General features: G+C 73.2%; 12 protein-coding genes. 10 read left to right on the top strand and 2 right to left on the bottom strand.

Going from position 1 to position 14287, the window contains the following annotated elements; all coding sequences use genetic code 11:
* Positions 1–10 precede the first annotated feature (10 nt).
* On the top strand, positions 11–421 hold the full coding sequence (gene panD / locus WJX68_RS11470; protein ID WP_340289414.1) for an aspartate 1-decarboxylase: 411 nt from the start codon (positions 11–13) through the stop codon (positions 419–421).
* The gene (locus tag WJX68_RS11465) at positions 421–1230 is read left to right on the top strand and encodes a type III pantothenate kinase (RefSeq protein ID WP_340289411.1); all 810 of its coding nucleotides are present in this window, start codon (positions 421–423) and stop codon (positions 1228–1230) included. Before panD ends, WJX68_RS11465 begins: the two co-directional genes overlap by 1 nt.
* Positions 1231–1236: 6 nt before the next feature.
* On the opposite strand, the gene WJX68_RS11460 is transcribed toward WJX68_RS11465, so the two are convergent.
* Positions 1237–1995, bottom strand: coding sequence for a class I SAM-dependent methyltransferase (locus tag WJX68_RS11460; RefSeq protein WP_340289408.1), 759 nt, complete (start codon positions 1993–1995; stop codon positions 1237–1239).
* Positions 1996–2154: 159 nt separating this feature from the next.
* On the opposite strand from WJX68_RS11460, the gene lysS reads away from it, so the two are divergent.
* The 6 genes from lysS (at position 2155) to WJX68_RS11430 (ending at position 10667) form a co-directional block, all read left to right on the top strand.
* Positions 2155–3612: a lysine--tRNA ligase gene (gene lysS, locus WJX68_RS11455; RefSeq protein ID WP_340289921.1), complete on the top strand. Its 1458-nt coding sequence runs from the start codon at positions 2155–2157 to the stop codon at positions 3610–3612.
* A gap of 217 nt (positions 3613–3829) precedes the next feature.
* Complete coding sequence (locus WJX68_RS11450; RefSeq protein ID WP_340289406.1) at positions 3830–4177, top strand: histone-like nucleoid-structuring protein Lsr2; 348 nt, start codon at positions 3830–3832, stop codon at positions 4175–4177.
* 89 nt (positions 4178–4266) lie between these two features.
* The gene (locus WJX68_RS11445) at positions 4267–5094 is read left to right on the top strand and encodes a siderophore-interacting protein (protein WP_340289403.1); all 828 of its coding nucleotides are present in this window, start codon (positions 4267–4269) and stop codon (positions 5092–5094) included.
* 231 nt (positions 5095–5325) lie between these two features.
* Positions 5326–7869 carry an ATP-dependent Clp protease ATP-binding subunit gene (locus WJX68_RS11440; protein ID WP_340289400.1) on the top strand — a complete coding sequence of 848 codons (2544 nt, stop codon included), beginning with the start codon at positions 5326–5328 and terminating at the stop codon, positions 7867–7869.
* A 293-nt stretch (positions 7870–8162) separates the two neighbouring features.
* Positions 8163–9614, top strand: coding sequence for an FAD-binding oxidoreductase (locus tag WJX68_RS11435; protein ID WP_340289398.1), 1452 nt, complete (start codon positions 8163–8165; stop codon positions 9612–9614).
* Positions 9615–9626: 12 nt separating this feature from the next.
* Complete coding sequence (locus tag WJX68_RS11430) at positions 9627–10667, top strand: YihY/virulence factor BrkB family protein (RefSeq protein WP_340289396.1); 1041 nt, start codon at positions 9627–9629, stop codon at positions 10665–10667.
* Positions 10668–10679: 12 nt separating this feature from the next.
* On the opposite strand, the gene WJX68_RS11425 is transcribed toward WJX68_RS11430, so the two are convergent.
* Positions 10680–12131: a GAF domain-containing protein gene (locus WJX68_RS11425; RefSeq protein WP_340289393.1), complete on the bottom strand. Its 1452-nt coding sequence runs from the start codon at positions 12129–12131 to the stop codon at positions 10680–10682.
* Positions 12132–12322: 191 nt separating this feature from the next.
* Between WJX68_RS11425 and exaC the strand changes: the two genes are divergently transcribed.
* Both exaC and WJX68_RS11415 read left to right on the top strand, forming a co-directional pair.
* On the top strand, positions 12323–13846 hold the full coding sequence (gene exaC / locus WJX68_RS11420; protein ID WP_340289390.1) for an acetaldehyde dehydrogenase ExaC: 1524 nt from the start codon (positions 12323–12325) through the stop codon (positions 13844–13846).
* The gene (locus WJX68_RS11415; protein WP_340289387.1) at positions 13846–14244 is read left to right on the top strand and encodes a DUF779 domain-containing protein; all 399 of its coding nucleotides are present in this window, start codon (positions 13846–13848) and stop codon (positions 14242–14244) included. The genes exaC and WJX68_RS11415 overlap by 1 nt, the downstream gene beginning before the upstream one ends.
* The last annotated feature ends 43 nt before the right edge of the window (positions 14245–14287 follow it).

Raw genomic sequence — 14287 nt, 5'->3', positions numbered from 1 at the left:
GAGAGCCGCCGTGTACCGCACGATGATGAAGTCCAAGATCCACCGCGCCACCGTGACCCAGGCCGACCTGCACTACGTCGGCTCGGTCACCGTCGACGCCGACCTGATGGCCGCCGCCGACCTGCTCGAGGGCGAGCAGGTCAGCATCGTCGACATCACCAACGGCGCCCGACTGGAGACCTACGTGATCACCGGCGAGCCCGGCTCGGGGATCATCGGGATCAACGGTGCCGCCGCGCACCTCGTGCACCCCGGTGACCTGGTCATCCTGATCTCCTACGGCTCCTACGACGAGGCCGAGCTGCGCCGCTACGACCCGCGGGTGGTGTTCGTCGACGCCGACAACCGGATCGCCGAGCTCGGCACCGACCCCGGGCACGCGCCGGAGGGATCGGGGCTGCTCACCAGCGCGGCCCGCTAGTGCTGCTCTGCATCGACGTCGGGAACACCCACGTCTCGCTCGGGCTCTACCCCGAGCCGGGGCCGGGGACCGACCCGTCCTCGCTGTCCCCGGAGCCGCAGCGGCGGTGGCGGCTGCGGACCGACACCAGCGCGACCGCCGACGAGCTGGACCTGACCGTCACCGGGATGCTCGGCGCGCACTTCGCCGACGTCACCGCGGTCGCGGCGCTCTCCACGGTGCCCGGCCCGTCGCGGGAGCTGCGCACCCTGCTGGCCCGCTGGTCGGACCGGATGCGGACACTCGTCGTCGGGCCGGGGGTGCGCACCGGGGTGCCGCTGCTCGTCGACCACCCGCGCGAGGTCGGCGCCGACCGGGTCGTGAACTCGCTGGCCGCGCACCACCTGTTCGGCACCACCTGCGTCTGCGTGGACCTGGGAACCTGCACCAACATCGACGTCGTCACGGCGAGGGGCGAGTTCCTCGGCGGCGCGCTCGCGCCGGGGATCGACATCGCGATGCAGGCGCTCGCCGAGCGGGCGTCGTCGCTGCGGCCGGTCGATCTGGTCGAGCCGCGCTCGGTGATCGGGCGCACCACCGTGGAGGCCGTGCAGGCCGGCGTGCTCTACGGCGCCGCCGGCCAGGTCGACGGGCTGGTGCGCCGGATCCTGGCAGAGCTGGGCCCGGACGCCGGGCCGGTCTCGGTGATCGTCACCGGTGGGCTCGCGGAGCTGGTGCACGGACGCGCCGAGACCGTCACCCACCACGTCCCCGACCTCACGCTGCACGGGCTGCGCCTGACCCACCTGCGCCACCACCGGACCCGCTGAGCCGGCTCAGAGCCTGCGGGAGCGCCGGACGACCGTGCGCATCGGCAGCGTGAAGCCGCCACCGGCGTCCGCGACCCGGCCGGTCAGGAAGTCCCGCAGGGCGGCGAACACGGCGTCCCGGTCCGCCGGGGTGCCGAGCAGCGCCCAGGAGTGCGTGGCGAGATCGGCGAGGTGCTCGTCGACGGTGGTCGGGCGGCTCCAGGTGACGCGGTCCTCGGTGTCGTCGACGAACCAGGGTGCGCCCGGGTGCGGCGTCGCGTCGCCGCCACCGGCCGGGTCGTCGGGCACCCGCCGCCCGCGCACGGTGAGCCCGCCGAGCTCGCGGACCCAGGCGACGTCGTCGTCCCCGCCGTTCCACAGCCCGGCCAGCAGCCCGCCGGGCCGCAGCACCCGGGCCATCTCCGGGCCGGCCCGGTCGAGGTCGAACCAGTGCAGCGCCTGCCCCACCAGCACGGCGTCGACGTGGCCGTCGGGCAGCGGGATACGCTCCGCGGACCCGGTCCGGGCCTCGACGCCGGGGGAGCGCTCGCGCAGCACCGCGAGCATCGCCGGGTCGGGCTCCACCGCGACGACGTCGAGCCCGCGCGCGGCCAGGAGGCGGGTCAGCTTCCCGGTCCCCGCGCCCAGGTCGAGCACGCGGGCCCGCGCCGGGGTCCCGGCCAGCGCCACGTCGACGGCGGCACCGGGGTAGGCGGGGCGGTGGTCGTCGTAGGCGCGGGCGACGGCACCGAACGTGCGGCCGCGGTCCACCTCGTCGTCGGGCACCTCCGCACGGTAGGCCGGTGCGCGGCCGCCGGGCGAGGCCGCGGCGCGGGGGTGGGGGGTGACGACGGGCGGCCCCGGGTACCGCCGATAGCCTGACCTGCCGTGAACACACCCGGCACCCCGAACGACCCGGCGACCGAGGCCGACCTCCCCGAACAGATGCGGGTGCGCCGGGCCAAGCGCGCGGAGCTGATCGCGGAGGGCACCGACCCCTACCCCGTCGAGGTCCCCCGCACGCACTCGCTGCGCGCGGTGCGCGAGTCCCACCCGGACCTGCCCGCGGACACCGCGACCGGGGAGACCGTCGCCGTCGCCGGCCGGGTGATCTTCGTGCGCAACACCGGCAAGCTGTGCTTCGCGACGCTGCGCGAGGGCGACGGCACCGAGCTGCAGGCCATGCTGTCGCTGGACCGCGTCGGTGCCGACGCGCTGGCCCGCTGGAAGGCCGTCGTCGACCTGGGTGACTTCGTGGGCGTCCGCGGCGAGGTCATCACCTCGCGCCGCGGCGAGCTCTCGGTGATGGCCGACGAGTGGTCGATCGCGGCGAAGTCGGTCCGCCCGCTGCCGACCGCGCACAAGGAGCTGTCGGAGGAGAACCGGGTCCGGCAGCGCTACGTCGACCTGATCCTGCGCCCGCAGGCCCGCGAGACGGTCCGGGCCCGCTCCACGGTCCTGCGCACCCTGCGCGACGCGCTCACCGGCCGCGACTACGTCGAGGTCGAGACGCCGATGCTGCAGAACCTGCACGGCGGCGCGACCGCGCGCCCGTTCGTCACGCACGCGAACGCACTCGACGCCGATCTGTACCTGCGGATCGCGCCGGAGCTGTTCCTGAAGCGCTGCGTGGTCGGCGGTATCGAGCGCGTCTTCGAGCTGAACCGGGTGTTCCGCAACGAGGGCATCGACTCGACGCATTCGCCGGAGTTCGCGATGCTGGAGGCCTACCAGGCCTACGCGACCTACGACGAGATGGCGGATCTGACCCGCGAGCTGATCCAGTCCTCGGCGCGTGCGCTGTTCGGTTCCACCACGGTCCGTCACCACGACGGCACCGAGCACGATCTCGGCGGCGAGTGGCGTTCGGTCACCCTGTACGGCTCGGTCTCCGACGCCGTCGGGCGGAAGGTGACGCCCGACACGGAACTGTCGGAACTGCAGGAGATCGCGCACGCGCACGACGTCGACATCACGGATTACCCGACGGCGGCGCAGATCGTGCTGGAGCTGTTCGAGAAGCTCGTCGAGCACACCCTCGTCGAGCCGACGTTCGTGCGCGACTTCCCGGTGGAGGTCCGGCCGCTGACCCGGGCGCACCGCGACGACCCGCGGCTGTCCGAGTCGTGGGACCTCATCGTCTTCGGTGTCGAGCTGGCCACCGCCTACTCCGAGCTGGTCGACCCGGTCGAGCAGCGCGAGCGGCTGCACGCGCAGTCGCTCAAGGCCGCCGCCGGCGACCCGGAGGCGATGCAGCTCGACGAGGACTTCCTCCGCGCCATGGAGTACGGGATGCCCCCGACCGGCGGGATGGGAATGGGCGTCGACCGGCTGCTGATGACCCTCACCGGTCTCGGAATCCGGGAGACGATCCTGTTCCCGCTGGTGCGCGGCGAGGCCTGAACCCGACGGGTCCCGAACGAGTGGCATTGCGCTCGTTTTCCCGAATACGAGTCGACCCGGTCGACGCGGTGAACATTTCTCGGTTAGTCTCTGTTTAGAGTCGGAACCGGCGGCCGCCAGCTGCACCTATTGCGTCAAGGTGGTGCAGAACTGTGATCCCGGGCTGCGTCCGGTCCCGCACCCGCGAAATGTTCGATTGTTCAGGGAGGCTGCGGCGATGGCGCAGATCAAGGAAGTCCGGCTCGTCGACGATCTGACCGGGGATGCCGCGGACGAGACGATCGAGTTCGGGATCGACGGACGCAGCTACGAGATCGACCTGTCCGACGGGAATGCGAAGAAGCTGCGCGACGTGCTGGCGGACTACGTCGCCGCCGCCCGTCGTGCGAGTGGTCCGGCCCGGCGCCGCGGTGGTTCCTCGTCGAACGGGGCGGCCCGCCGCCCGTCGGTGGACCGCGAGCAGAACCAGGCGATCCGCGAGTGGGCCCGCAACCGCGGGATGAAGGTCTCCGACCGCGGTCGCATCCCGGCCGAGGTCCTCGAGGCTTACCACCAGGAGAACTGACCTCTCTGAGGTAAGGCTCACCTCACCTGGACGGGCGGGGGAGGGGTACCGTCGCGACGGCCCCTTCCCCCTCCGTCCGGGAGGCCCCCATGGCCCGCCGCGTCACCGACCTCCGGGTGCTCCGCACCGAACGCCTGAGCCCGCACCTCGTGCGCGTCGTCGCCGGTGGCGACGACCTGGCCGCGTTCCCCGACACCGAGCACACCGACCGCTACGTCAAGATCCTCTTCCCGCGTCCCGGCGTCGACTACCCCGAGCCGCTGGACATGGACCGGGTGCACGCCGAGCTGCCGCGCGAGCAGTGGCCGGTCCAGCGCACCTACACCGTGCGTGCCCTCGACCGGGCCGCGGGCGAGCTCGTCATCGACTTCGTCCACCACGGTGACGCCGGTCTGGCCGGCCCGTGGGCCGCGTCCGCCCGGCCCGGTGACCGGCTGCGCGTGGTCGGCCCCGGTGGCGCCTACGCCCCGGACCCCGACGCCGACTGGCACCTGCTCGTCGGCGACGAGGCCGCGCTGCCCGCCGTCTGCGCCGCGCTCGAGCGGATCCCGGCCGGGCGCCCGGCCGTCGCCGTCCTGCAGGTGGGCGCGCCCGGCGAGGAGATCGCCCTGCCGGGGGACGCGGACCTCGACGTCACGTGGCTCTACCGCGCCGACGCGGACGGCGACGCCGGCTCCGCCCAGCTCCCCGCCGCCGTCGCCGCGCTGGAGTTCCGCCCGGGCCGGGTGCACGCCTTCGTGCACGGCGAGGCGATCGCTGTGCGCGAACTCCGGCGCCACCTCACCCGGGAGCGTGGCGTCGCCTCCGGTGACCTCTCGATCTCCGGCTACTGGCGGCGCGGTCGCGACGAGGAGGGGTTCCGGCAGTTCAAGGCCGACGAGCGGGCCCGCGAGGAGTCCGCCGCGACCGCCGGCTGACCCGCGCGGGGAACACGGCAGGTGGCGTCCGTGTTACCCCCGGCACGTACCCCGGTGCACGTCAGGTGGAGGCGCCGGGGCCCCTTCGACCGATACAGTGGTATGAGGTCTCCCGCGAGGGGGGCCTGGCGCGGTGTCACGCGAGGGCGCAGTGTCGGTTCCGGGCCGTCCCGGGCCGTACGGAGATGCTGGTCGCGCCGTACGTGAGGCGCAGCAGGCAAGGAGTGCGAATTGTTCGAGAGGTTCACCGACCGAGCGCGACGTGTTGTCGTCCTGGCCCAGGAAGAGGCCCGGATGCTCAACCACAACTACATCGGGACCGAGCACATCCTCCTTGGCCTGATCCACGAGGGAGAGGGCGTCGCCGCGAAGGCGCTCGAGTCCCTCGGTATCGCGCTGGAGGGCGTGCGACAGCAGGTCGAGGAGATCATCGGCCAGGGACAGCAGGCCCCGTCCGGGCACATCCCCTTCACCCCCCGGGCGAAGAAGGTGCTGGAGCTGTCGCTGCGCGAGGCGCTGCAGCTCGGCCACAACTACATCGGTACCGAGCACATCCTGCTCGGGCTGATCCGCGAGGGCGAGGGCGTCGCGGCCCAGGTGCTGGTCAAGCTGGGCGCCGACCTCAACCGCGTGCGCCAGCAGGTCCTGCAGCTGCTGTCCGGCTACCAGGGCAAGGAGCCGCAGGAGAGCGGCACCGGCGGCCGTGGCGAGGGCACGCCGTCCTCGTCGCTGGTGCTGGACCAGTTCGGTCGCAACCTCACCCAGCAGGCCCGCGAGGGCAAGCTGGACCCGGTCATCGGCCGGGAGAAGGAGATCGAGCGGATCATGCAGGTCCTCTCCCGGAGGACCAAGAACAACCCGGTCCTGATCGGCGAGGCCGGCGTCGGCAAGACCGCCGCCGTCGAGGGCCTGGGCCAGGCGATCGTCAAGGGCGAGGTGCCCGAGACGCTGAAGGACAAGCAGCTCTACACCCTCGACCTGGGCTCGCTGGTCGCCGGTTCCCGCTACCGCGGTGACTTCGAGGAGCGCCTGAAGAAGGTGCTCAAGGAGATCCGCACCCGCGGCGACATCATCCTGTTCATCGACGAGATCCACACCCTGGTCGGTGCGGGTGCCGCCGAGGGCGCGATCGACGCCGCCTCGATCCTCAAGCCGATGCTGGCCCGCGGCGAGCTGCAGACCATCGGCGCGACGACGCTCGACGAGTACCGCAAGTACGTCGAGAAGGACCCCGCGCTGGAGCGCCGCTTCCAGCCGATCCAGGTGTCCGAGCCGTCGGTCGAGCACACGATCGAGATCCTGCGCGGGCTGCGCGACCGGTACGAGGCCCACCACCGCGTCACCATCACCGACGACGCGCTGGCCTCGGCCGCCACCCTGGCCGACCGCTACATCAACGACCGCTTCCTGCCGGACAAGGCGATCGACCTGATCGACGAGGCCGGCGCCCGGATGCGCATCCGCCGGATGACCGCTCCGCCGGACCTGCGGGAGTTCGACGAGAAGATCGCGAACGTCCGCCGGGACAAGGAGTCGGCGATCGACGCGCAGGACTTCGAACGGGCCGCGCACCTGCGCGACTCGGAGAAGACCCTGCTCGGCGAGAAGGCCGAGCGCGAGAAGCAGTGGAAGTCCGGTGACCTGGACGTCGTCGCCGAGGTCGACGGTGAGCAGATCGCCGAGGTGCTGGGCAACTGGACCGGCATCCCGGTGTTCAAGCTGACCGAGGAGGAGACGACCCGTCTGCTCAAGATGGAGGACGAGCTCCACAAGCGGATCATCGGCCAGGAGGACGCGGTCCGCTCCGTCTCGCAGGCGATCCGCCGTACCCGCGCCGGTCTGAAGGACCCGAAGCGCCCGTCCGGCTCGTTCATCTTCGCCGGCCCGTCCGGCGTCGGTAAGACCGAGCTGTCCAAGGCGCTCGCGAACTTCCTGTTCGGCGAGGACGACGCCCTCATCCAGATCGACATGGGTGAGTTCCACGACCGCTACACCGCCTCGCGGCTCTTCGGTGCCCCTCCCGGGTACGTGGGCTACGAGGAGGGCGGCCAGCTCACCGAGAAGGTGCGGCGCAAGCCGTTCTCGGTCGTGCTGTTCGACGAGATCGAGAAGGCGCACCAGGAGATCTACAACACGCTCCTGCAGGTGCTCGAGGACGGCCGTCTCACCGACGGCCAGGGCCGCACGGTCGACTTCAAGAACACCGTGCTGATCTTCACCTCGAACCTGGGCACCCAGGACATCTCGAAGGCCGTGGGTCTGGGCTTCTCCTCCGGTGGCGACGAGAAGTCGAACTACGAGCGGATGAAGACGAAGGTCAACGACGAGCTGAAGAAGCACTTCAGGCCGGAGTTCCTGAACCGCATCGACGACATCATCGTCTTCCACCAGCTCAACCAGGAGCAGATCATCCAGATGGTCGACCTGATGATCGGGCGGGTGGAGAAGCAGCTGGCGAACAAGGACATGGGCATCGAGCTCACCGCGAACGCCAAGAAGCTGCTGGCCCACCGCGGTTTCGACCCGGTGCTCGGCGCCCGGCCGCTGCGCCGGACGATCCAGCGCGAGATCGAGGACCAGCTGTCGGAGAAGATCCTGTTCGGCGAGATCGAGGCCGGGCAGATCGTCATCGTCGACGTCGAGGGCCTCGACACCTCCGCGGAGGAGGGCTCCAACGCCTGGTCGGACAAGGCCAAGTTCACCTTCCGCGGTGAGCGCAAGCCGTCCGAGCCGGTGCCGGACACCCCGCCGACCGCGCTGGCCGGCGAGGAGTGAGCTGACCCCACGCACGACGACGGCGGGCCGTCCCGGACTTCCGGGGCGGCCCGCCGCCGTCCGCGCCCCCTCCCGCCTCGCCCCTCCCCGGCGCCCTCCCCGGGGCGCCCTCCCCGGAGCGCCCCGAGGGGAACCCTCGGGGCTTAGAGCGCTACGAGGGTGCCCCTCGGAGCACCGCCGGAGGCGGGGTTCGGGAGGGCGCGGGCACCGTCGCGGCACTCCTGGGGCGGTATCGAGGGCGGGGCCGGGGGCCGCGGGGTGGGGCCGGCGGCGTCGCCGGGCATGATGCGCGGGTGCCGCTCTCGCGCCGGGGCCTCCTGACCGCCGTGGTCGCGGGTGCGGCGTCGGCCGCCGCCTGCTCCGCCCCCGGACCCCCGCAGCTCCCGCCGCCCGCGCCCCGCGCCCGTCCGGGAGGTGCCGTCGACTGGGACGCACTGGCCGCCCGGCTGCCCGGCGGGCTGCTGCGCCCCGGATCGGCGGACTACGACCGGGCGCGGCGGGTCTACAACATCGGGTTCGACGGCCGCCGTCCCGCGGCACTCGCCGTGTGCGGCTCGGCCGACGACGTCCGCGCCTGCCTCGACGCCGCCGGTGGGCGGGTGCCGGTCGCCGCGCTCGGCGGCGGGCACGGCTACGGCGGCTACGCCCTGCCCGACGGCGGGCTCGTCGTCGACCTGCGCCGGATGAACGGGGTCGCGCCCGCCGCGGACGGGACGGTCGCCGTCGGGCCCGGCGCCCTGCTCCGCGACGTCTACGACGGCGTCGCCGCGGCCGGGCGGGCGCTGCCCGCGGGGTTCTGCCCGACCGTCGGCATCACGGGCCTGCTGCTCGGCGGCGGGATCGGCCCGCTGGCCCGCAGCATGGGCCTGACCTGCGACCGGCTCATCGCGGCCGAGGTCGTCACCGGCGACGGCCGGGTGCTCACCGCGTCGGCGGCCTCCGAGCCCGACCTGTTCTGGGCGCTGCGGGGCGGCGGGGGCGGCAACGCCGGGATCGTCACCGCCCTGACCCTGAGCACGGAGCCCGCCCCGGCGGTGCTCACCGTGTTCACCCTGACCTTCTCCGCCGCGGACGCCGCCGCGGCCTGCGCCGCGTGGCGCGACGTGATGGCCGGCGCCCCACGCGAGCTGTGGTGCAACCTGACGCTGTCGGCGAACGGGCGCACGGCGACCGCGAAGGTCGCGGGCTGCCTCGTCGGCGACGACGCCGCGCCGTGGCTCGACGCGCTGGCCCGCGGCACCGCGGGGCCCCGCCGTCGTGAGGTACGCCGGCTGGGCTTCGCCGAGGCGATGCGCCACTTCGGCGCGGGCGGCGACCGGCAGGACTTCGTCGCGTCCTCGCGGATCGTGCCCGGCCCGTCGTTCGACCCGGAGGACGTCCTGGGCCCGCTCGCCGGGCGGAGGCGGCTCGACGTGATCCTCGACCCGCTCGGCGGGCGGGTGGCCGACCCGGCGCCGGGGGACACCGCGTTCGTGCACCGCACCGCGTTCGCCACCGCGCAGGTCTACGCCACCGTCACCGACGCCGGCCGCGACGCCGCGGCCTCGGCCGTCGCGGAGGTCCTCGCCGGGCTCGCCGCGCGCGGCATGGGCGGCGGGTACGTCAATTACATCGACCCCGCCCTGCCCGGCTGGGGCCGCGCCTACCACGGTGACAACCTCGCCCGGCTGCAGCGCGTCGCCGCCACCTACGATCCGGACCGGGTGCTCGGCTTCGCCCAGGACGTCCGGGCCGCGGTGGCGTGAGGTGGTCGGCCCATGAGCTCGGTGCGCCCGGTCCCGGAGACCCGGCTGATGTCCGGCGACCGGCTCTCCGCCGACGACGCCGCCCACACCCTGCGCCGCTACGGCCTGGTCCACCTGCTGGGCACCGGCTTCGTCCGCTTCCGCTACGGCGACGGCTTCTCGCACGCCCGCGCGTTCGCCCTGCAGCTGGCGCTGGCCGCCGTCCCGCTGATCATCGCCGGGGTCGGGCTGTCCGCGGCCGCGGGCGCGGAGGGGGCCTCGGAGGTCGTCGCGCGCACCGTGCTGGCGCTGTCCCCGGGCACCAGCGACGAGCTCGTCGCCGAGGCGGTCCGCGGGACCGACGGGGGCGGCACCGGGGGCGACCCCGACGACCCGGGTGAGCCCGCCGAGCGCGACGACACCCCCACCGGCGAGCGCGGCGAGCTCGTCCTCGGGCTGGGCCTGCTCACCGCCTTCGCGGCGGCGACGTCGGCGTTCGCGCAGCTCGAACGGGGTGCGAACCGGATCTACGGCACCGAGCGGGACCGGCCGGCGCTCGCCAAGTACGCGCGGGCCGCGCTGCTCACCGCCACCGCGGGCGTCGCGATGGCGGCCGGGCTGCTGCTGATCGTGGCCGGCGAGCCGTTCGGGGACGCGGTGCGCGAGGTGTACAGGTGGGGCGCCACCGCGGAGACGGTCTGGGACGTCGTGCGCTGGCCGGTCGGGCTGGGGCTGCTCGTCGTCGCGGTGACGGTGCTGCTGCGGTTCGCCCCGCGCCGCCGCCAGCCGGGGCTGTCCTGGCTGGGCGCGGGGGCGGCGGTGACGGTGCTGCTCTGGCTGGTCGTGTCCGGGCTGCTCGGGCTCTACGTCGCCGTCGCCGACACCTTCGGCGAGACCTACGGCCCGCTGACCGCGGTCATGGCCCTGCTGATCTGGGCCAACCTCACCGGCGTCGCCCTGCTGGCCGGCATCGCGCTGTCCGCGCAGCTGGAGGCGGTGCGCGCGGGGGAGGACGACCCGCGCCTGCCCGACTCCGACGACGACGGCATCCCCGACGGGACCGACCCGGACTGAGGTCCGGCCCGCTCAGCCCAGCTCGTCGCGCCGCGGGTCCGACGACGGCAGCAGCATCCGCAGCCGCGTCCGCAGCTCGTCGTCGGCCTGACCGGCGCGGACCACGGTCCACAGCGCGTCCGGGTCGTTCGCCCGCAGCAGCGCCGAGCGCACCGCGACGACCAGCTGCTCGCGGGCCGCGCGGATCTCCGGGGCGTCGGAGGTCGGCAGCAGCGGCCCGCGGGCGGCCTCGGCGGCGGCGTCGCGGGTCCGCCCGTCGCGCAGCGCCTCGCGCAGCCGCAGGAAGTCGGCGTCGACGCGGGCGGTGAGCCGGTAGGGCTGCGTCCGCACGGCGTCCTCGCCGACGGCGCGGCGCAGCCGGTGCACCTCGGCGCGCACGGTGACGGTGCGGCCGTCGTCGCCGTAGAGCGCGGCGGCCAGCTGCTCGGCGGTCAGGCCCTCCGGGTGCAGCGCGAGCAGGGCCAGCACCTCGGCGTGGCGCAGCCCGAGCCGCACCGGGCGGCCGTCGCGGCGGGCGGCGACGGGCGTGCGGGACCCGAGCAGCGGCAGCGTCAGCACCGACGACGCGGCCACGCCGCCGCTCGGCACCCGCAGCAGCCAGCCCTCCCCGAGCGGCTCCAGCACCCCGGTGACGGCCGTGCCCGCGGCGGCGCCGAGGAGCACGCCGTCGAGGGTCACCCGGTCGCCGCTGCCCGGCAGGGCGACCCGCTCCGGGAACCGGCTGCCGGGCGAGCAGGCCAGCACCCGTCCGTGCGGGGACAGCAGGGCGCCCGGGGTGGTCCCGAGCCGGGACAGGTGCGGCCAGTTCTCCTCGCGCAGCCGCTGGTCGTGGGCGGCCAGCCGGGCCGCGAGCCGGTGCTCGGCGAGCCGTGCGGCCGCTGTGACCAGCGATAACGTGGTCGGGTGGAAGGTCTCCTCCGGGCCGGTGACGTCGACGGTGCCCAGCACCCGCCCGGTCTCGGGGTCGCGCACCGGCGCCGCGGCACACGTCCACGGGTGGTAGGCCCCGACGAGGTGCTCCGCGGAGTGCACGCGCACCGGCGTGCCGTCGGCCAGCGCGGTGCCCATCGCGTTCGTGCCGACCGCGTCCTCGCTCCAGCGGGTGCCCTCGACGAGGTCGACGTGCTCGGCGCGGCGCAGCACCGACCGCGCGCCCTCCCGCCACAGGATGCAGCCGTGCTCGTCGGTCACGATCATCATGTGCCGGGCCTGCTCGGCGGTGTCGGTGAGCACGTCGCGCAGGACCGGCAGCGCCGGCGCGAGCGGGTGCGCCGCACGCCGCTCGGCGACCTCGCCGGGCTCGTGGTCGTGCGGGGGACGGGACCGTTCCGGGTCGACGGCCGCCGTCAGCGACCGGGCCCAGGACGCCCGGATCCGCGGCCGGACGGCCGCGTCCCCGGCCCCGCCCAGGACGGTGTCGCGCGCACGTTCCAGGTCGGACCGCGCCCGTCGCTCCACCGCCACGACCTCACCATAGGGTTAGCTGAGCCTTGCCTGCACCGACTCCGCGGGGACGGTACTGACCAGAGGGACAGGTCCCGCATCTGCGTGCAACCCGCGTGCAACCTCCACCTTCCTAGTGTCCGGCATCACGCGCAACGTGCGCCTCGCACCGCGCCCTCGGTTCGACGAAGCACCCCAGGGAAGGACCCTCCATGGCCGTCTACGCCAACCCCGGTCAGCCGGACAGCGTCGTCACGTTCAAGCCGCGCTACGACCACTTCATCGGCGGCGAGTACGTCGCCCCGGTGAAGGGCCAGTACTTCGAGAACCCCACGCCGATCACCGGTCAGAACTTCACCGAGGTCGCCCGGGGTACCTCCGAGGACGTCGAGAAGGCCCTCGACGCCGCGCACGCCGCCGCCCCGGCCTGGGGGAAGACCTCCGCCGGTGAGCGCGCCAACATCCTCAACAAGATGGCCGACCGCATCGAGGCCAACCTCGAGACCATCGCCATCGCCGAGTCCTGGGAGAACGGCAAGGCCTGCCGCGAGACGCTGGCCGCCGACATCCCGCTCGCGATCGACCACCTGCGCTACTTCGCCGGTGCCATCCGGGCGCAGGAGGGCACCTCGTCGGAGATCGACGCCGACACCATCGCCTACCACTTCCACGAGCCGCTGGGCGTCGTCGGCCAGATCATCCCGTGGAACTTCCCGATCCTGATGGCGATCTGGAAGCTGGCCCCGGCCCTGGCCGCCGGCAACGCGGTCGTCCTCAAGCCGGCCGAGCAGACCCCGGCCTCGATCCACGTGCTGATGGAGCTGGTCGCCGACCTGCTCCCGGCCGGTGTCGTGAACATCGTCAACGGCTTCGGCGTCGAGGCCGGCAAGCCGCTGGCGTCGAACAAGCGCATCCGCAAGATCGCCTTCACCGGTGAGACCACCACCGGCCGGCTGATCATGCAGTACGCGTCGGAGAACCTGATCCCGGTCACGCTGGAGCTCGGCGGCAAGAGCCCCAACATCTTCTTCGACGACGTCGCCGCCCAGCAGGACGCCTTCTACGACAAGGCGCTCGAGGGCTTCGCGATGTTCGCCCTCAACCAGGGCGAGGTCTGCACCTGCCCGTCGCGTGCGCTCGTCCAGGGCGGCATCTACGACGAGTTCATCGAGCAGGCGGTCAAGCGCGTCGAGCAGATCAAGCAGGGCAACCCGCTCGACACCGACGTGATGATGGGTGCGCAGGCCTCGAACGACCAGTTCGAGAAGATCCTGTCCTACATCGACATCGGCCGTCAGGAGGGCGCCAAGGTCCTCGCCGGCGGCGAGAAGGCCGACCTGGGCGGCGACCTGTCCGGCGGCTACTACATCAAGCCGACCATCTTCGAGGGCAACAACTCGATGCGGATCTTCCAGGAGGAGATCTTCGGCCCGGTCGTGTCGGTCGCGCGCTTCAGCGACTACGACGACGCCATGAAGATCGCCAACGACACGCTCTACGGCCTCGGTGCCGGTGTGTGGAGCCGCGACGCGAACACCGCCTACCGCGCCGGCCGCGAGATCCAGGCCGGCCGGGTGTGGGTGAACAACTACCACGCCTACCCGGCGCACGCGGCCTTCGGCGGCTACAAGCAGTCCGGCATCGGGCGCGAGAACCACAAGATGATGCTGGACCACTACCAGCAGACGAAGAACATCCTGCAGAGCTACTCGCCGAACGCGCTGGGCTTCTTCTGATGGGCGACGGCGGCGGCGCCACCCGCACCGAGCGGGTGGCGCTGACGCCGGCGGCCGCCGATCTGCTGGTCCGGCTCACCGACCTGCACGGGCCGTTGATGTTCCACCAGTCCGGCGGCTGCTGCGACGGCAGCGCGCCCATGTGCTATCCGGACGGGGACTTCACACTCGGTCAGTCGGACGTCCATCTGGGCGACCTGGCGGTCCCCGGACTGGAGAAGCCGATCGGGTTCCACATGTCGGCGTCGCAGTACGAGTACTGGAAGCACACGCATCTCACCGTCGACGTCGTGAAGGGACGCGGCAGCGGGTTCTCGGTCGAGGCGCCGGAGGGCGTCCGGTTCCTGATCCGCTCGCGGCTGTTCACCGACGACGAGTGGCGAGCACTGCAGGACTGAACCCACCACGGCCCGGGGCGCCCGCCCCGGGCCGTGGTCGTTC

It is taken from the genome of Pseudonocardia spirodelae, from assembly GCF_037727765.1.
Lineage (GTDB): Bacteria > Actinomycetota > Actinomycetes > Mycobacteriales > Pseudonocardiaceae > Pseudonocardia > Pseudonocardia spirodelae.
This window is presented reverse-complemented; position numbering and strand designations above follow the sequence as displayed.